The sequence below is a fragment of the Agaribacterium sp. ZY112 genome (assembly GCF_041346925.1).
Lineage (GTDB): Bacteria > Pseudomonadota > Gammaproteobacteria > Pseudomonadales > Cellvibrionaceae > Agaribacterium.
Genome location: NZ_CP166840.1, coordinates 664,673 through 682,415, shown reverse-complemented (window position 1 = coordinate 682,415; position 17,743 = coordinate 664,673). Strand labels below are relative to the sequence as shown.

General features: G+C 42.6%; 15 protein-coding genes. 13 read left to right on the top strand and 2 right to left on the bottom strand.

The window, feature by feature from the left end:
- The first annotated feature begins 9 nt into the window (after window positions 1–9).
- The 9 genes from AB1S55_RS02985 (at window position 10) to AB1S55_RS02945 (ending at window position 11,575) form a co-directional block, all read left to right on the top strand.
- Window positions 10–2,268 carry a type I secretion system permease/ATPase gene (locus AB1S55_RS02985; protein WP_370980305.1) on the top strand — a complete coding sequence of 753 codons (2,259 nt, stop codon included), beginning with the start codon at window positions 10–12 and terminating at the stop codon, window positions 2,266–2,268.
- Complete coding sequence (locus AB1S55_RS02980; protein WP_370980304.1) at window positions 2,265–3,584, top strand: HlyD family type I secretion periplasmic adaptor subunit; 1,320 nt, start codon at window positions 2,265–2,267, stop codon at window positions 3,582–3,584. Before AB1S55_RS02985 ends, AB1S55_RS02980 begins: the two co-directional genes overlap by 4 nt.
- 23 nt (window positions 3,585–3,607) lie before the next feature.
- Complete coding sequence (locus AB1S55_RS02975) at window positions 3,608–4,906, top strand: TolC family outer membrane protein (protein WP_370980303.1); 1,299 nt, start codon at window positions 3,608–3,610, stop codon at window positions 4,904–4,906.
- A 9-nt stretch (window positions 4,907–4,915) separates the two neighbouring features.
- The gene (locus AB1S55_RS02970; RefSeq protein WP_370980302.1) at window positions 4,916–5,533 is read left to right on the top strand and encodes an OmpA family protein; all 618 of its coding nucleotides are present in this window, start codon (window positions 4,916–4,918) and stop codon (window positions 5,531–5,533) included.
- Window positions 5,534–5,542: 9 nt separating this feature from the next.
- Window positions 5,543–6,178: a hypothetical protein gene (locus tag AB1S55_RS02965; RefSeq protein ID WP_370980301.1), complete on the top strand. Its 636-nt coding sequence runs from the start codon at window positions 5,543–5,545 to the stop codon at window positions 6,176–6,178.
- Between the two features lie 61 nt (window positions 6,179–6,239).
- A complete protein-coding gene (locus AB1S55_RS02960; RefSeq protein WP_370980300.1) occupies window positions 6,240–6,644 on the top strand; it encodes a hypothetical protein in 405 nt (134 codons plus the stop codon).
- A 266-nt stretch (window positions 6,645–6,910) separates the two neighbouring features.
- Window positions 6,911–8,152 carry a hypothetical protein gene (locus tag AB1S55_RS02955; RefSeq protein WP_370980299.1) on the top strand — a complete coding sequence of 414 codons (1,242 nt, stop codon included), beginning with the start codon at window positions 6,911–6,913 and terminating at the stop codon, window positions 8,150–8,152.
- Window positions 8,153–8,520: 368 nt separating this feature from the next.
- Window positions 8,521–9,159 (top strand): DUF2306 domain-containing protein, encoded by a 639-nt coding sequence (locus AB1S55_RS02950; protein ID WP_370980298.1) that lies wholly within the window; start codon window positions 8,521–8,523, stop codon window positions 9,157–9,159.
- 421 nt (window positions 9,160–9,580) lie between these two features.
- Window positions 9,581–11,575, top strand: coding sequence for an EF-hand domain-containing protein (locus AB1S55_RS02945; protein WP_370980297.1), 1,995 nt, complete (start codon window positions 9,581–9,583; stop codon window positions 11,573–11,575).
- A 382-nt stretch (window positions 11,576–11,957) separates the two neighbouring features.
- Here the strand turns inward: AB1S55_RS02945 and AB1S55_RS02940 are convergent, their stop codons facing one another.
- Together AB1S55_RS02940 and AB1S55_RS02935 are read right to left on the bottom strand one after the other, a co-directional pair.
- Window positions 11,958–12,983, bottom strand: coding sequence for an L-dopachrome tautomerase-related protein (locus AB1S55_RS02940; protein WP_370980296.1), 1,026 nt, complete (start codon window positions 12,981–12,983; stop codon window positions 11,958–11,960).
- Between the two features lie 165 nt (window positions 12,984–13,148).
- Window positions 13,149–13,640, bottom strand: coding sequence for a hypothetical protein (locus AB1S55_RS02935; protein WP_370980295.1), 492 nt, complete (start codon window positions 13,638–13,640; stop codon window positions 13,149–13,151).
- 517 nt (window positions 13,641–14,157) lie between these two features.
- Here AB1S55_RS02935 and AB1S55_RS02930 point away from each other — a divergent pair.
- The 4 genes from AB1S55_RS02930 to AB1S55_RS02915 all read left to right on the top strand — a co-directional run bounded on the left by AB1S55_RS02930 (window position 14,158) and on the right by AB1S55_RS02915 (window position 17,506).
- Window positions 14,158–14,319 carry a hypothetical protein gene (locus tag AB1S55_RS02930; RefSeq protein WP_370980294.1) on the top strand — a complete coding sequence of 54 codons (162 nt, stop codon included), beginning with the start codon at window positions 14,158–14,160 and terminating at the stop codon, window positions 14,317–14,319.
- A 252-nt stretch (window positions 14,320–14,571) separates the two neighbouring features.
- Window positions 14,572–15,348 carry a family 16 glycosylhydrolase gene (locus tag AB1S55_RS02925; RefSeq protein WP_370980293.1) on the top strand — a complete coding sequence of 259 codons (777 nt, stop codon included), beginning with the start codon at window positions 14,572–14,574 and terminating at the stop codon, window positions 15,346–15,348.
- An 82-nt stretch (window positions 15,349–15,430) separates the two neighbouring features.
- Window positions 15,431–15,997, top strand: a complete 567-nt coding sequence (locus AB1S55_RS02920; protein WP_370980292.1) for a hypothetical protein — start codon at window positions 15,431–15,433, stop codon at window positions 15,995–15,997.
- Window positions 15,998–16,051: 54 nt separating this feature from the next.
- Window positions 16,052–17,506: a hypothetical protein gene (locus AB1S55_RS02915; RefSeq protein WP_370980291.1), complete on the top strand. Its 1,455-nt coding sequence runs from the start codon at window positions 16,052–16,054 to the stop codon at window positions 17,504–17,506.
- Window positions 17,507–17,743 lie beyond the last annotated feature (237 nt).

Here is a 17,743-nt window from a genome sequence, read left to right as displayed (position 1 = left end):
GGAATTTACGTGCAGCAAACGCCCACAGAGGATAAGTGGCTCGCCAGTTTATACTGGTTCACTCAGCACTTTGCGATGCAACGCCATCCTGCCCAATTAAAAACGGCGGTGGCGCTTGATGGTGGCTTACTGACTCAGGCTGAGTTTGTACGAGCAGCCGAACTCTGTGGTTTGCACTGTGAACAGGCTAGCTTGGCCGAAATTGATAAGCTGCCATTGCCCTTATTGGCTGTTGCGAAAAGTAAACACAAAAACACCGTTTCAGAAACAGATATTAGTGAAAATGTTAGTGCTTCAGAGCCTCTAATTATTGAAGCTAAACACGGTGATAAGTTAGTTGTGCGTTATGCAGCCCTAAATGCAGAAGGGCAAGAGCGTATTGCTGAACTTAATATAAGTGACTTACAAAATACGTTGTATTTATTAGCCCCAGAAAAAATAGTTGATGCTCGCAGCCGTGATTTAGTAAAAAACACTAAACGCCATTGGTTGTGGCATGCCATACAGCAAGTAAAACCGTGGTACAGGGATTTATTGCTTGCATCTTTGTGCGTCAACTTACTCGCTCTAATTATTCCTCTGTTTACGATGAATGTGTACGACCGTGTTGTACCAAACCAAGCGGTGCACACACTGTGGGTGCTTGCCAGTGGGGCAGCAATTGCACTGGTTTTTGATTGGCTATTAAAACAAGCACGCACTAAAGTCACCGACATGGCTGGGCGGCGCATAGATGTAAATGTTTCTAGTGAATTGTTTTCCAAAGCCTTAGGGATGCGCTTAGAGCAAAGGCCTAAATCAGCTGCAGCTTTTTCTAAACAGATTCAAGAGTTCGACAGTGTTAGAGACTTTTTAACTTCGGCCACGCTCGCCACCTTAGTTGATTTACCCTTTACCTTATTGTTTTTAATCGTCATTGCCTGGCTTGGTGGCCCGATGGTGCTTGTGCCGCTTGTGATTATGACGGGTATTATTATCGCGAGTTTATTGTTGCGCGGAAAATTACAGAAAAGTATTGAGGAAGCCTCTCGGCTTTCGGTTCAGAGGCAGAGTCAATTACTTGAACAGTTACAGTTATTGCCAGAAACCAAGCAGCTTAATGTTGAGGGCCTAGCTCTTAAGCGTTGGCAGCAATGTGTGGCAGCACTGTCGGATTGGAATATCAGTGCGCGCCAGCAATCACAAACATTAAGCCACAGTATTTTAAGCAGCCAACAGTTTGTCACCATAGGTTTAATTATTGTTGGTGTTTATCGTATTGGTGAGGGCTTGTTGAGTATGGGTGGCTTAATTGCCATTGTTATGCTTAGCGGCCGGGCTGCGAGTTCGGTCAATCAATTAGCCATGCTCTTATTAAAATACCAACAAACTCGTACGGCCTTAGACTCAGTTAATCAGGTGATGGATCTAGAGCAAGAAGCTCAGCCAACACAGGCGATGGAAGTGCGCCAATTTGAAGGCTCTATACAATTAGAGCAGGTAGATTTTGTTTACCCAGATTGTGAGCGCACAGCCTTAGAGCGAATAAGTTTTCATTTGGCTCGCGGTGAGCGAGTCGCTTTAATGGGGGCTGCTGGTGCGGGTAAGTCTACCTTATTGTCTTTATTGGCTTATCAATATCGACCTAGCCGTGGCCAGTTACTTTTTGACGGGGTTGATTGTCGTCAGTGGCCCGTAGCAGAGCTGCGTGAGCATACGGCTTGGGTCGCTCAGCAGCCTGCGCTGATTTATGGCTCGCTAATAGAAAATATCTGTTTGGGCCAAAATAGCGTTAATCAAGATGAGTTGCGCAAAGCCATTGTTGAAAGTGGTGTGAGTCTTTTTCTCGATCAGTTGGAAAAAGGCTTAGATACCAATGTTGGTGAATTTGGTCGTGCCCTATCGGGAGGCCAGCGTCAGGCTGTGGTACTGGCGCGCGCGCTGTTGCGCCAATCGTCGCTGATGTTATTAGATGAACCCACCAGCGCTATGGATCAGCGTGCTGAGGCCTTAGTTATTCAAAATTTAAAAAAGTTGCCACGCTCAACAGGCATGGTGATAGCGAGCCATAAACCGCAATTACTTTCTATGTGTGACCGCGCCATTATTTTAGATCAGGGCCGTATTATTGCCGATGGCCCTGTAGATAAATTATTAAGACAACGAAATCGAGTACGTTCGGTCAGTGTACGCCCAGCGTCTACCAGCCCAGTAAGTACTTCAACAAAGATGCAAGCAGATGGCCCGATTAAACAGGCTGAAGGCAAACAGGTGGAACCCAAGCAATGAGTACACACCTGCATTGGCAGCAGATAAAAACAGCCTATCGCGCTCGTCAAATAACGTGGCTGCTTGCTGCGATGATGTTATGTATTTTGCTCTGGGCAAGTTGGGCCGAGCTAGATGAAGTGGTGGTGGGGGAAGGCAAGGTAGTGCCCTTTAGTGCCGTACAAAAGATACAAAGCTTAGAGGGCGGCATACTTAAGCGTTTATTAGTGCAAGAGGGGCAGGTGGTCGAGGCCGAGCAAGTATTACTCGAATTAGACGACACACGTTTCCGAGCGAACTATCAAGAAAGTGAACAACAGCGCAGTGCACTATTGGCTAAACGCGGTCGTTTACAGGCCGAAGTGAATAGCGTAGAAATAAACAGCCAAGGAGTTTGGAAAAACGCTATTACTATTAACGAGCAGCAACTTCCCGATACCGATGCTTCCGCTAATGCAGAGGCGAACTCACTGGCAAGTTATCGAGAGCATTTGCAACAATTGCGAGCACAACTGTTTGAAGCTGCTCAGCAAATTCAGCAACAGCAGGGTAGTTTAAACGAAGCCCTGCGCGATATAGAAACCATAGAGAAGAACTTAAAACTTACAGAGCAAGAGGTTCAGTTAACTAAAGATGCGGTAGATACTGGTGCGGTTGCTGAAATTGAATTGTTAAAGTTGGAGCGTGACCTCACTAGCCTGCGCGGAGACTTGGAAACTTCGGCTTTAGAGGCAGAAAAGTTGGCAGCCGCTCGCGATCAAGCCATCAGTGAGCGCCTAAGTGCCGCACTTGAATTTCGTACCCGAGCGCAAGTAGAACTTGCTGAAGTCGACAGCGAGCTAGCGCGCTTGAGTGAAAGTCGCAGAGCACTGGCTGATCAATTAAGTCGTACGCGCATAAGCTCACCGGTAAAAGGTAAAGTTAAAGCCATAGCCTTTAAATCGCGTGGTGGTGTGATTAGACCAGGTGAGCCGATTATGGAAATCGTCCCTTTGGATGATAAATTAATTATTGAAACAAAAATTGCCCCGCAAGATATCGCTTTTGTGAAACCCGGGCTCAAAGCCGTGGTAAAATTCAGCGCCTACGACTTTGTGATTTATGGCGGTTTAACAGGTGAAGTGACTTATGTCAGTGCCGATGCCTTAACTGATCCACAAGAAGATATTACGTATTATCGGGCTCATATACAGACCGACGCGAGCCACCTACATCAGCAGCCAATTATTCCTGGCATGCAAGCAGCCGTAGATATTATGTCTGGGCGTAAAACCGTATTAAGTTATTGGATGAAACCTTTGCTTCGCGCCCGTGCTAGCGCGATGCGAGAACCCTAAGTTTAACGGCACAAGGACCTACCATGCGATTGTTATTAAGTTGTGTCTTGGCGGCAAGCTTAAGCCCAACAGTGAGTGCAATGACGCTCGAGCAGGCTGTTGCGTCAGCCATCGACTCAAATCCAGATATTCGTCAGCAATATGCCAATTATCGTTCAATGACCAGTGAACGGCGTGCAGCAAAAGGCGGGTATTTACCTAAGGTTGCCGTTTTTGGAGGCGTAGGCCAAGAAGAAACTCGCTATAACAGCGGCCAACGTTTAGATGCCGATTTGCAACGCACCGAGCTCGGCCTAACCATCTCGCAAGATCTATTTACCGGTTTTCGTACCAGCTCAGAAGTAAAACGTTTGAGTTTAGAAGCCGAGTCTGAACGCTATGACTTATTGCTAACAGCAGAAAACCTATCGCTGAAAGTCTGTGAACTATATATGGAGGTGATTAAGGCACAGGAAGTGGTAGAGCTATCACGCCGCAACGTTGCCGATCACCAAGAGACCTTAAACGACGTGCACTCACGAATGAGCAAGGGTTTAAGTAGCTCTTCAGACTACGCTCAAATCAGTGCGCGTTTAGCTACGGCGCGAGCCTCTTTAGCTGCAGCGCAAAATAATTTAATGGATTTTCAGGCCAAGTTTTATAGCGAAGTAGGGGCTATGCCTACAGACTTAAATACGCCGCGTGCGGACATGGCTGTCGTGCCAGGCTCAGTGATAGAGCTTATAGATAAAGCTCTAGAGCAGCACCCAGCTATATTAGAGGCTGAGGCCGATATTAAAGCGGCTAAACAAGAATTTCGTGGCTCGAAGAGCAATTACTTCCCAGAAGTAAGTTTGGATTTTACTGCCAATAAAAACGACAACGTCGGTGGTTTTGAAGGCCCCGATGAAGATGCTCGTTTAATGCTGAACTTCCGTTACGAACTTTATAACGGCGGCAGTGATAGGGCCAGAGCTAAAGCCTCGGGTTGGCGATATCAAGAAGCGCTCTCTATACAAAAACGCACAATCAAACAAATAGAAGAAGGTGCCAAGCTCAGCTGGAATGCACATTATTTCTTAAATCAACAAGAAGAGTTGTATAGAGAAAATGTCGATGCCGCTACCGCAGCAACAATGGGTTATAAACAGCAATTTAAATTAGGGCGCCGTTCTTTGTTAGATGTACTCGATTCTAAAATTGAACTTTTTTTAGCGCGCCGTAATTACATCACCGCTAAATACGATGCCAAGCTTGCACACTATCGCTTAAATAATGCCATGGGCACGCTCTTATATTCACTGCGTGTTGATTACCCAGAACAATGGAAAGGCGAGGAGTAAGGACACAGCATGAAAACAACTATTATTTTTAAAACAATGGTCGCGTTACCTATACTTGCCTTTGGTTTAAGTGCTTGTACTTCTATCCCCGATGCGGAGGTAGATAGATATCAGTGGGATGACATCAACGATAGCGATAAAGATGGCGTAGTCAATGCGCGTGACATTTGTGCTAAAACACCCGATCACTCAGTTATAGACACAAATGGATGCGCTGAATGGCAACCTGCACTGGCGCATAAAGAATTTCATATCGACTTTGATTTTGACAGTTCGGCCATTCGTGATGATCAGCAATGGAAAATTGTGCGCCTAGCAGCCGCAATGGAACGTTTACCAAGCTCTAATTTAAAACTTATTGGTGATACCAGTAGTGAAGGAAGCTTGGCTTACAATAAAAAACTCGCTAAGCGCCGTGCCGACAGTATTATTCAAGCGCTATCAGCGGAAGGCATTGACCCATCGCGTGTACAAGAGCATGTCTTTACTGATAGTCGAAACTCTTTATTTCGTCCGCTTGAACACCGGCGTCGTCGTACTGTGGGTTTAATTACCTATCCTGGTAGCGAAAAAATTGAAGAAGCTTGGACAATCTACAGCGCTGAAGAAACCACTTTAAGGAAGTAAGAGGTAGTTATGAAAAAGATATTTTTATTATGTATCTCAAGCGTATTCAGCTTTGCCCTTGTTGCACAAGAGAGCGACACAAACACAGATGCTGCTACAGAGAGCGAACGTGAACAGCTTTTATTAGTTGCACCTACGGAAGTGCTTGCTGTTGCTCAAGCTTTAGCAAAACAAGCAGATATAGAGATTCTTCAGGCTGGTCTAAGTGATTTTATGCGTTTAGATGAAGCTAGTTTCTTTTTAAGCGATACCCAAATACTTGATCAAGATATTGCTCAATACACAGCACTTAATGGCTTTGCACCAACCATGCTCTTAGTTGCCGCACAAGCGCCAACAGATCAAAGTAGCGAACAGACCCAGGAAGAAAATCAAGATGGGAATAAAAAAAATAAAGAACAAACAGCAATACGTCTTTATAGCGAACGCCCAGAAGGTACACGATTCTTTTGGCTCTATGCAGCCATCGCTGATAAACAAAACAATGAAGATAATGTATTAACCAGTGCGCAAACACTCATAAGTGAAGACGCAGCCGCTGCAATTGAAAATGCAGGGTTTTATTTTCCTCCCAAACCCGCCAATCTTCGCAATGAAGTGCGTTTGGGTTTGAAAGAGCCAGAGCATGAAGGTGGGTATAGGTAATTTTTGTAAACCCGAAACTGCGTTTGTAAAAATAGAGACATACAATTGAAAGGATTCAAAAATGCCTCAACTTGAAGACTTACTTGGAACTTCTTGCCATGGTCAGAATTCAATTTTAGAGCAGGCGGTTGAAGATTATCAGAGCGCCAAAGATAATCTAAATAGCCAAGAAGAACAGGGTATGATTAATTACATCTCTTGTCTCGCAAAAATTGATGAGAGAATCATCGCTTATCGAAATAAAGGAGCGGATTGGAAAACTAAAACTTTCAATAAAGAAGCTGGTGATTCCTCTACGCTTGGCCGAAACATGACCATAGCGGGCAATCCCAGCCCCTGCCCTAGTAAAGCCGGGCAAGCTGCTGTAGCCCCCAATAAGATTGAAACTTACCACATTATCCCATTCGGCGATGGCCGCTTTGAAAAGCTGTTGGCCAATTCGCAACGAAAACCTTTAAATAGTTAGTTGAAGATAAACAACTCAGCGGTATTATTTTTAGCGAATACTTGGTCAAATAACACACAGTTGAAGCGGTTGGTCAAAGTTTTTGAGTGATGATTTTCAGCATCCAGATTCCTAAGAACTATTTGATCTCATGGTTTCTGCCCCTTATTTTTTTATAAAGCAATGATTTAACATTTTCTCTTGGTTTTTCTGTTTTCTTTGTAAGGGTTTACTAGGTCACTGCGACCAATCCATTCGTTTTTATCTGAGAAAGCAATGGAGTGTTAATGTTTCGTTTATTATCTTTATTTCGTCTTGTTTTTGTTTCTGCAGCGGTTTTACTTTTTTCTAATATCAGTTTTTCTCAAGAGGCTTCCTTAACGTTTTACAGTAGCGAAGGCTTTAGTGGGGCGCAGCTTGAGTTCCACGGTGAGCAGAGAGTGCTGGAGGCCCGAAGAGCGGCATCAGCTCCCACAATTGTTGAATTTCAAGATTTCTTTTTTCCCGTTGGTCTTAATAATATATCTAGCCTAGAAGTAGCAGAGGGCTATTGTGCCATTCTTGCCTCGGATGAATTCTTTAGAGGGCGCTGGGGGGTTTATGCCCCGGGGGCGTATTCGTCATTGGGCAATATGAACAATACGGTTGAGTCTGCTCTGGCTTATAAAAAGCGCAACAACACATGTGATCCATTAGTGGATCTGGCTATTCTTTACGAGAATGCAAATTTTACGGGTGATAAATTTCCTATTGCAGTGGAGTCTGATAACAGACTAGCTTCATTAAATGAGCGTTATTATCATGAATGGACAAATGGGCCGTTTAGGCACCGGTCCAGACTTTATACCTCTGTTGGTGGTTTCTCTTTTATAGGGTCATCTTTAACTGTGCCTAGTTGTTATGAGGTTGAATTGTTTGGTAGTAAAGCTAATTCACCTTTTAATAATAATCTAAGAAGTGAGTCACACGATTTTGAGCCGGGCTCTTATAGTAGCTTGAGCCCTTATGGTCTAGAAAACTGGTCGGCCTTTGCAACTGCAAAGCTGGCTGCTTCTTGTGCCCCCATAGTGGCTTCAGGTCTTGATACCGATAGCCATAATCCTTCCTTGGCAGATGGCTTAGTACGTATTGAGAGCTTTTGGAAAAACGATAAAGGGCTCAACATAACGGATGGTGATATAGCTGCTAATGCAACTACAAGCAATCAACTAAGTGCCGTATGGCAATTGGAGCCTGTAGAGGGCGATTTTTTCCGTATACGCAGCCTTTGGCGGCCCTCACATTATTTACATATAGATAGCGGTGTTGTTGAGTCTGGGGTTATTCAGGGACATTGGCAAAGTGCTCAGTGGCAATTAATTCGTGATGGCCACTGGGAAGGTTTAAAGAATGCTAATGGTGGGCACGTGTACCGTATTCAAAGCCGCTCACAACCTGGGCTCTTTTTGCACATTGAAAATGGTGACCTAGAGGCGGGTGAGGTTGGTAGTGCATGGTGGAGTTCGCGCTGGAATGTACATGCTCTATAGCTGATTATAGTAATGCTTAATATGTAGTAGCTCAGACTTGACCTGGCAGTTACCGATCTATTTCGGTACCTGCCAGTTTAGATTTGAGCTCACTTTTCTCGGCCGAAATCGATCTCCCATCAAATAAAGTTTGCTTTGCATACATGCTCTACGACTTTTATTGATTAGCTTGTCTATGCCGCCATCTTCGATTAGTTCACAAGTAGTGACAAATAGTGTCAGTATTTTTGCAAAGAAACTGTCCGCGCCCTCACGTACAGACGATAATCACTACCTATTTGCATAATATGCCCTCTCGCTGAGGTTAATACACAACGGGTTGACGTGTTGCCTAGTGCACTTTATGTCTTTGTGAGAAGGAAAAATCTATGTCATTTCGTCAATTAAAAGAATGGAAATCTTGTGGTTTGTTGTTGCTTCTTGGATTAGCATCCGTTGCCGCAGGTTTTGTACAAGTCACAACCGTCAACTCTGCTTCATTTTCAAGTGATAATTTGTCGCATACACTGCCCATTGTTATCCATGTAATAGCAGGAATAACATTTAACTTGGTTTCTCCCTTTCAGTTTGCAGCACCATTGCGTAGAAAGTATCCCAAGATACACCGTGCCACTGGCAGAATACTTATTGTATCTGGCATGTTAGCGGCTCTTACAGCGCTGTGGATGAATCAGTTTTTTGCCGACTATGGTGGCAACTTAAAGTATTCAGGTATTTGGGCATACTGCATCATTATGTTCGTAGCGTTTTACCTTGCTATAAAAAACATCCTCGTGCGTAACGTTAAGAATCACCGAAAATGGATGATGTTCGCGATGGCATCAGCGCTTGGCCCAGCAACACAACGTGTTGTGTTTATCCCCGTGTTTGTCATTTTTGGCGAGGAAGTCATGACAGACCTAGTAATAGGATCGGTGATTTGGTTTGGGTTATTAGCAAACTTAGCATTTGTACAGTGGATACTGTTTCGCGAAAATGCACGAGCTAAGGCGTTAAACAAAACTTAGGCGGATCATACAAATCCCAGATCGCTTGTATGATCAAGGCCTTGCAGTGTTGTATGACACTAAGATGTTCTGAATAGGGGGCATAAAAGGGACACCTACCTTAGTCACTTTCACATTGAAACTGGCGTAATCTGTTGTCTGTATAACAAAGCAGGTGTCCATTGTATTGATTGTATTGTCCGATTCCTTGTTCAGGTGTCCATTGGTGCTGTCCGATGCCTCTTCTTTGTCCAGTGTTCCTTTTTTGTCCGGTTTATGTCTGTTTTGGCCCTTTAGTTTCATTGAGGCGCTTTTTGTGAGCTAGGTTGCCCTTTGCCTGCCTACGCTGTCTCATTCTAAGTAGAACTCGAAAAAAAATGCATTTATTTACACCGTTGAGTGTCACTATTCACATTTCCATCCAAAGGTGGGTTTTCCCTATTTGGAAAGCGGTGAATATGAATTACGTGTGGGAATTATGCTTGGGTTTTTACTAACGACACGCCAGCAGCCCTTCGATAGAATTGCTGGGAGAGAAGAGTTAATTGATCAAGAAAAGCTCAAATCGGCGTTAAATATAAAAGACAAATACTTAGCGGGAAGGATATTTGATTTAATTGACAAAGATAATTCAGGTTATATCGACAGAGATGAGTTTGATCGATTTATTCATATACTATCTAGTAGGGATATTCGTAGTCGATTAGATTTTATTATGTCGCTCTGCGATGAAGATAATGACGGCTATGTCAGTAAGCAAGAGTTGGGTAAGTTGATATCAGCATGCATATCTGATCAGAGCCTAATTGTTTCAGATCGGCAGCTGGATGCTCTACAAACATGTATTTTCAAAATGGCGGACCTTCCAAGCGGTGACCGCCTGAGTGGCGATGATTTCGTAAAGCTATTAGCGCTAGTTCCTGACATTGATTACCAGTTCGATGATTTTATCAACGGCCTACTGGGCACGGATTCGAATAACTCTAGTCAGCGTACAATAAAAAACCGCATTGCTCACAGCTTTTGGTCTTTTAAGAATAAGATGGCGAGTAGTGTTTGGTTTATCTTCTACTTAATGGCTAATATTTTCCTCTTTGTATTTTCTATGTATAGCTATGCAGAGCAAGGCGCAAGCTTATCTGTGCAAATAGCTCGTGGTGGGGGGGCGTGTTTAAATTTTAATTGTGCATTGGTTCTACTGCCAATGAGTAAAACCTTGCTCGGCAAGCTGAGACACACACGTTTATCTAAGATATTGCCGCTCGATAATCTTGTTGGTATTCATAAAGGCATCGTTGGCGCAATAGTGCTATTTTCTATAGTGCATATTACAGCGCATTTTAATAATTATATTTTAACGGCACAAAATATTCCGTGGATATTATTTTGCACTTTGGTGGGGGTAACTGGTTTACTTGCAGTAATTATACTGGTCGCTATGGGGTATTTTAGCCAGCGTCGAAATTACAATTACGAGCGTTTTTTAAGTATTCATCAACTATATATCCCTTTTCTTATCGCTATGCTGATTCATGGCCCATCTTTTTGGCAGTGGTTAGCGCCATTTGCCTTAGTATTTGGTTCAGATTTGTGTATGCGATTGTGGCGAAGGAGAAAAGAGCTAAATATAAGTGAGCTTAAATCAATGTCGGACCAGGTGACTCTGGTGCGCTTTAAAGAGCACCATCTACCGCAGTTTTACCCTGGGGACTATGTCAAGCTAAAAATTCCCGCGTTATCAAAAACACAGTGGCACCCCTTTACTATTAGTGCTGCCCCGCAATCTGGTTCGTTGGACTTGCATGTGCGTGTAAATGGTAATTGGACTTGCGCGTTAAACAACCTATCCAATAAGTCGGCTTCTACGTCTGCGAATCATTGTGCTTACATTGATGGGCCCTATAGTGCGCCTACAAGCAGTGTATATCGTTCTCGCGTCGCAATTTTAGTCGCTGGTGGGATTGGTATAACACCCTTTGCATCCACATTACAGAGCATCCTGTTAAAGCAAAGGCAGGAGCAGGAGGATAATATAAATGCACAACAGCAGGTTATTCATTTTCATTGGTTAAATCGATCGCAGAAGTCGTATAGCTGGTTTATTGATTTATTGCAGCAAGCTGATAAGCAGTTAGGTGATCGAAATTTTAAACTTCATATACATCTGACAAGTTTGACACGATCTCTATCGAACATTGTTATGCAAATAGCCTTTGATGTATTTTGGTATACGATGCGTTTTGACCCCCTAACGGGTTTATGTGCTCGCACATCCGCAGGTCGGCCAAATTGGGATAGTGTATTTAGTGAGGCTGCAAGAGAACACCCTAATGCTAAGGTGGATGTGTATTTTTGTGGCCCCAAAGCTCTAGGGAAATCGGTGAGACTTTCTGCGCTTAAGCAAGGTTTTTATTACAAGGAAGAGAAATTTGAGTAGGGTTTAATGTGGTTGCTTAATTAGGAGGGAGACGGGGGGAGTTCATCTATTTCCTTGTGTTTCTTCTGGATTGCTGAAGCTCTTAAATCCACATAGTCGTTTCTGGCTACTTGAGGTTTCCCCTTATTGATTTCAAATGTCTATTTTTATTCAAGCTGTGGTTAAAATCGTGGCCATTTTAATGAATTTCTTTATTTTTAGTAAATAATGGAGTTTTACTAGAAAGCCCTAGGTTAAGAGCTCAAACCCTGTCTCACCATGGAGTCTACATAGGATTACAGTGGGCGGTATGTAGGCTCAATAGTTATGCCGCTATACTTATTGAGCCTTTTGGTAGTGTTTGAATGCGTTATTGGCGCCGTATGATTTATTCCCTAATTAGTTATCGACCTAAGCTTGCCTTGCCGAGCGAGTCGAATTTAAGGATGTAAAACTGTCGGGCTGTCGTTTCTTTATTTAAAAAAGCAGGTGATAGGTGCAACTTGTTACTGGTTGCGTAGATGCCTTGTTGGCCGGCTGTTGCAAAGCCTTCGGTCCAGCTAAGTAATGTGTCATCCTGATAGAGTGTTTCATAGCTCTTATCCGCTTTGATCACGCCAATTGCACTGTTTTCAAGATCTGAAACATAAATGTTGTTTTCGGCATCAATGGTGATGCCGTCACCCATAGGTTTTTCTGCGTAGCGTTCGACACGAGCTGTTAAAGCTTTGTCGCTAAGCTCTGTATTGTTCAGGTCTTTGGTTTTTATTCGATAAAGTGTGTGGCCACTCATGGGGGCAAAATAGACCCATTCATTGTTTACATCGATGGTGATAGGGTTAACACCTACACGCGCCTCTTTACCTTGCATTTTCACTACTTGGCCTTGAACGACTAAAGGCTTGTCTTCGGCTACGGTGGCAAAGGAGCCACTGAGCACACGTCGTACAAGTCCCGTGTCGATATCAACCACGAGTAGAGCGGATGTGTCACTTGCAGCGGTTTCTGATATATATATAGCGTTGTTGTCACGATCTACCGCCATATCATTTAAAATATAGGCATCGTTGACGATTGGGCGAGCAATGTAGAAGATTTTATAGAGCTCATCTTTTTCGATGTCCCAGCCGATAACACGGCCCATAGCATCTTTACCCCAAATGGTATCCAAAAACCAAAAGATATTTTTGCGGTCAACAATGGCGCCTAATACGCCGTTGAGTGGTGGAAAAAACTCGGCTTTTGGGTAAGGCGTGTAGCTGCCATCTTTGAGTACTTCGACTATTTTATGGGGTGAGCCCCAAGCTAAGTGAGTACTCATAAAAATGCGCCCGTCTTCACTTACGGCGATGTTTGCAGGAGGTATGTCACTTGGTAGCTCTCTGAAGACCTCCAGACCTTTATTAGCTTGGGCATGTAATGTAGACATGAATACGATCTGTAAGACACAGATGAGTGCAATGCTAGCTTGGCTGCTTGAGCGAGTGAGAAAGCGAATCATATTAAGCCTTTGTGTGAGTGACTAATGGCGGGCTTAGGATTATAACAAGCTTTTTGTGTTGCTCATGTTAGGGGATGCTAACCAAGGGTTAAGCTACACACGAATATCTATTTGCCCACCTAGGTTTTCAACCGGTTGAATAGATGGGCTATGCCGCTCTTCTAAGCTCTCACGCATGTGTTCAGCTAGGTTGCGCTCCTGAGTTTCTCGATTGATAAGGCTGTTCGCCAGTTGGCTCTGATGTCTGTTTTGGTAAAAATCAGCAGCAGTCTCTAGGTCGACACCGTCACTGCTATCAATGCTTTGGCCACTATAAACCTGAGCGTAGATCTCTGTCATTGTCTGTTGATGCTGTTGCTCGTATATAGCCATGGCGGCATTGTTACGCTTACTCAGCGCTTCAGTTTGAGCTTCTTTGGCTGTGTTTATCTTGTCGCTGATTAAGTCAGCTTGTGTGTTGACGTCTTCAGGGGTAACCAAGCTTGGTGCTTCTTGTGCTGGCACGACATTCTTTTGGGCAAGTTCACCGATATGTTGAACCAGTTCAGTTGGGTAGTATTGGCTATTGGCTGAGTGGATTTGCATCTTGCACCTCGTTGAGCATCTTGAGTGGCCAGTCAGTTGGCCTATGGGTTTATATTACCTACACAGAACAAGCAACAGTTGACCGCTGAAGCCAAGTGCTTAACCGGAGCTACACAATCAAGGAGGCGCTATATATCTTTTAACACTGATGCTGATTGCGACTTATACCTTTCTCTAACGTAAGCCTTTATCAAAAAAGTAATAAGTAAAGGGGCAGGTCAAGAGCGTCGACGTAGCTTGTTGGTGTAACTTACGTCGATATAAGCCTGCGAAAGAATGGCGACTACATGATGAAAATATAATACACAGGTGTTTCATGCCATAGTTTAAAAGCCAATGAATATAAATGACGTAATCAATCTGAGGTGCACCTAAGGCGTTATTGATTTAATGGTGGTTTGGTTTTTGTGTGATTTTATCGGTAGTTAATTTAAATCAATATGATGTTTGTATTTGTTTAGATCACTGTTTTTATGGTGGTCGTCCATAAATGTCCGTATTTATGGGGCGGACATTTATGGCTTTTAATATCTTATTAAGTGGCGATTTTTTTTGTTGCTGTGATGGTTTCTCTATAATTTTTGGTAATAAAATTGTTGTTTCTTATTGTTTTTGGAAGGCTTTTTTTGTGGTTTTAATTGATGGTATGGCGATGTTTTTTAGCGGTTTGATTTTTTGAAACCTAATGACGGCGTGTGTTCTGTTAAATTTCTCTATCTGGGTTGATAGAAATTTATTATCTTGTTTTATAGGATTTTCTCATTTTTATGTGTTTATTCTTGGGGCGATTGTGAGACATGGTTCTTTGACGTTGTTTTCATCCTAGTGCAGTGTTTTTTGTGTTGGTGAGGAAGTGTAACTTTGAATGCAATAAAGGCGTCCGGTCGGACACCTTGGCAGGCCAATAATAACTTATATTTAGGTGATAATAATGAATCTTCGTAATATGTTCGCAGTGACCGCAGGGTCAATCCTGCTCGCAAGTGCTGCTTTTGCAGCGCCTCCTGGGAGTGGGTGGAAAGAAATCCCAGGAATGAGTGATGAATTTAATGATAATAGAATTGCTACAGGTAAATGGCATAAAAATGGATTTACATCTAATAATTATGCATGGCCTGGAGCGAAGCTATGGAATTTCACTCCAAGAGCTAAAAATATTGATGAAGTAGAAGGTAAGTATTTAAAAATATCTTCTTACTTAGAAGAAAATAATGGTAAGCCATATACCTCTGGTATTATCACTTCAAGAACAAAAGTTCGTTATGGCTACTTTGAAGCACGCATGAAATCTGCTCCTGGCAGTTTAAACTCTGCTTTTTGGTTATGGGACATCGGGGTAGGTAATACTTATTCTCATGAGCTAGATATTCAGGAGAGTCGAGGAACTGGCGCGATGTGGGGTAATCACTTCCGCGTACATTTACACCGTCATCAATCCAAAGAAATTGATGAGCGTCAATCTTGGGGTACAGATACTGGTATACCACTCGGTGTTAAAATCGACGAAGGCTTTCATATTTATGGTTCTGAGTGGGATAAAGACAAAGTTAGATTCTATTTTAATAATTATCCTCGTTGGACAATTAATCATAACTGGATGAGAAAGCAGCAGCGCCTTCGGTTGTCTCTTGGGGTGTTTGGGCAAATGCTACCGGATGAGTCTGGAGAATCTATGTATGTTGACTGGGTAAGAAGCTGGCGTAAGTAATTGCTACTTAATACTTAGTCGTAGTGCAAATCAGTGTGTGGTTTGCACTTTATCTCATGTCTTTTTTAGGTGGATAATGTCTATGAAAAATAGTTGTAAGTCAGTTTCCTGTCTTTTATTTCTATATGTGTTTTTTTCTTTTTTTACAAATGCGAGTCCATCTGATTTGGGTGTTGAGGTGTCTCTGTTAGAAAAAAACATAATCGATTCTCCTCCAACTATTAATGTTAAAGATATTGAGACGCTTCTTAGTATTAAAAATACAAGTATGATTGATTTTGAGTTTAGCTATCTTCGTGCGGTATATATCGGGGATGATGAGCCTTTATCCACATCTGTGTATTTTAACGCTCATTACCAGCAAGATGAGAATGGTGCTGACTCGGAAAGTGCATATGATGAAGAAGGTAATGCACATTTTACTGTTGCAGGTGCATTATTTTTTGGCGATTTCTATAATAAAGAAACCATAGCTGAGTTTAATCCATCTCATCAGTTTCAGGTTGAGTTTGGTGAGTCGTATGTAGTGAGTACGGAATCAGGTGGAACGCATATTGGCGATGATGAAAAATACTCAGATAAAAAGTTGTTATTAGAGTTTCTTGATGAAAATGCCGTACCAATTTATAGCACTGTAATAGCGCTATAATTTTTTAGCATGATTGATAGATTCGCTTTACGACAGTTTTTATGGGTTTTTTAGATGCTTAAAATAACAGCGATTTTGTTATTTTCTTATTTATTTGGCGTCTTGAGCTGTTATGGGGTTGTACGTCATCTAAGTTCCTATCCAGAGGGGGTTACGCCTTTAGTTACAAGCAAAAGCGCGGGTGCAAAGTATCAAGGCGAGGCTCGTAACGCTAGAAAAAGTAAGCAAAATCTAGCTTTAACTAATGCTCTACTGCAAAGTGGTAGCGCTCAAGAAGTATCGAATTTTGATGGCTGGGAACTTAGTTATACGTCTGCTTTTGATCATATAAAAATCGTTCATCCAGAGCTATATGAGCGTGTCATCCGTTCGATGGGGGAGCTTCTACTTTCCGAATTATTTACTGAGCTAGCAACAGTAGACCCTAGTGAGGCTTCCTTAGTCTTAGTGCAAATCCCTTCTGGTGAATTACGTAATACCATGTTTGATCGCTTGCTTATTGCTTGGCGCTACAGTGATGTTGATTCGCTATTTACATGGTTGCATGATCTAGACGGCTTAGTCCCTGATTATGTCTTTAATGATTCTGTATACGATACCTTGCTTTATCTTGCCGATAAAAATCCACAGACGGCTGAAGAAAATTTGGATCTTATTACCAACCATGGTAGTCAAGAAGAGGTTTTATTGGCTTTAGCCAATGGTTGGGCTAAACAAAATATTGATGATGCACTTAATTGGTTGGAGTCTCTGGATTCCAGTATATTAACAGAGCAGTTCCGCCTGTCTCTAATCACAAGCATTATCTCAACTTATGCAGGTGATTCTCCTCGAGCAGCGGCCAAACTATTGGCCGATCAAAATAATGATGAGATGAAGCAGCAATTAACGCCGATGCTTATCGAAAGCATTAGCCGAGAATCAATGGATGATGCTTTTCTTATGCTTCAAGAGACGGATGATGCAAAAACGAGGGCGATGAGTTTATTTAGGCTATCTGAAGCTGGGCTTTCTTCACCAGAGCTTTTATTAAATACTCTTATTTCAGACCCTGAGGTTTTACTTCTAGGGGATCAGGGCGGAGTATTACTGACGACGATTGTGGATTCTATTGCAGCTCAAAATCCTGAATTAATCAGTCGACAAATCACCAACTTCCCGCTTCAATTGCAGGCTGAAGTGGCAGCGTATACCGCCACACAGTGGTATGAGCAAGATAGTGACGCAGCGCTTGAATGGCTTGGTTCTGGTTTACAGGGCGATACTTATGATCGGGCAGCATCAGAAATAATTTTTTTACTTAGCAGTAAGGATGCTTACCAAGCCTTTGAGCTTGCTACAAGTGTCTCCTCTGCTGTACCTAGAGCACAAGCCTTAAATGGTATCATTGCCTCGGCTTCAGAGCACCAACTTCAATTTTTTATAAATAAAATTGAAACGGGCGATTTTACTGCTGATGAGCGTATAGGTTTATTGAAAAAGATAGAGCAAAAACAAGCTAAGCTTTAAGCCCTCTTAACAGAGTTGCATAACATAAGTGATACACAGGTCATTTGTTGGTCATAATACAAGCGCTGTATTTCGGATGATTTTATGCTGGCTGTTAAGAAGGGAATCCCATCTATATGCAGTTAAGCTATTGTTAAATGCTAGTATCGAGGCCCTGTAGATTCTTCTCATACCGGTGTTGTTTGAGGTCTATATCATTGTGCTTAAACTTGCTTTCTCCTCTCCCTGCTAAGTACA

Excerpts from the sequence above, each read along its gene's own strand:
- AB1S55_RS02980 (WP_370980304.1), top strand. The coding sequence starts at position 2,265 with ATGAGTACACACCTGCATTGGCAGCAGATAAAAACAGCCTATCGCGCT.
- AB1S55_RS02975 (WP_370980303.1), top strand. The coding sequence starts at position 3,608 with ATGCGATTGTTATTAAGTTGTGTCTTGGCGGCAAGCTTAAGCCCAACA.
- AB1S55_RS02970 (WP_370980302.1), top strand. The coding sequence starts at position 4,916 with ATGAAAACAACTATTATTTTTAAAACAATGGTCGCGTTACCTATACTT.
- AB1S55_RS02965 (WP_370980301.1), top strand. The coding sequence starts at position 5,543 with ATGAAAAAGATATTTTTATTATGTATCTCAAGCGTATTCAGCTTTGCC.
- AB1S55_RS02960 (WP_370980300.1), top strand. The coding sequence starts at position 6,240 with ATGCCTCAACTTGAAGACTTACTTGGAACTTCTTGCCATGGTCAGAAT.
- AB1S55_RS02955 (WP_370980299.1), top strand. The coding sequence starts at position 6,911 with ATGTTTCGTTTATTATCTTTATTTCGTCTTGTTTTTGTTTCTGCAGCG.
- AB1S55_RS02950 (WP_370980298.1), top strand. The coding sequence starts at position 8,521 with ATGTCATTTCGTCAATTAAAAGAATGGAAATCTTGTGGTTTGTTGTTG.
- AB1S55_RS02940 (WP_370980296.1), bottom strand. The coding sequence starts at position 12,983 with ATGTCTACATTACATGCCCAAGCTAATAAAGGTCTGGAGGTCTTCAGA.
- AB1S55_RS02935 (WP_370980295.1), bottom strand. The coding sequence starts at position 13,640 with ATGCAAATCCACTCAGCCAATAGCCAATACTACCCAACTGAACTGGTT.
- AB1S55_RS02930 (WP_370980294.1), top strand. The coding sequence starts at position 14,158 with ATGGCTTTTAATATCTTATTAAGTGGCGATTTTTTTTGTTGCTGTGAT.
- AB1S55_RS02925 (WP_370980293.1), top strand. The coding sequence starts at position 14,572 with ATGAATCTTCGTAATATGTTCGCAGTGACCGCAGGGTCAATCCTGCTC.
- AB1S55_RS02920 (WP_370980292.1), top strand. The coding sequence starts at position 15,431 with ATGAAAAATAGTTGTAAGTCAGTTTCCTGTCTTTTATTTCTATATGTG.
- AB1S55_RS02915 (WP_370980291.1), top strand. The coding sequence starts at position 16,052 with ATGCTTAAAATAACAGCGATTTTGTTATTTTCTTATTTATTTGGCGTC.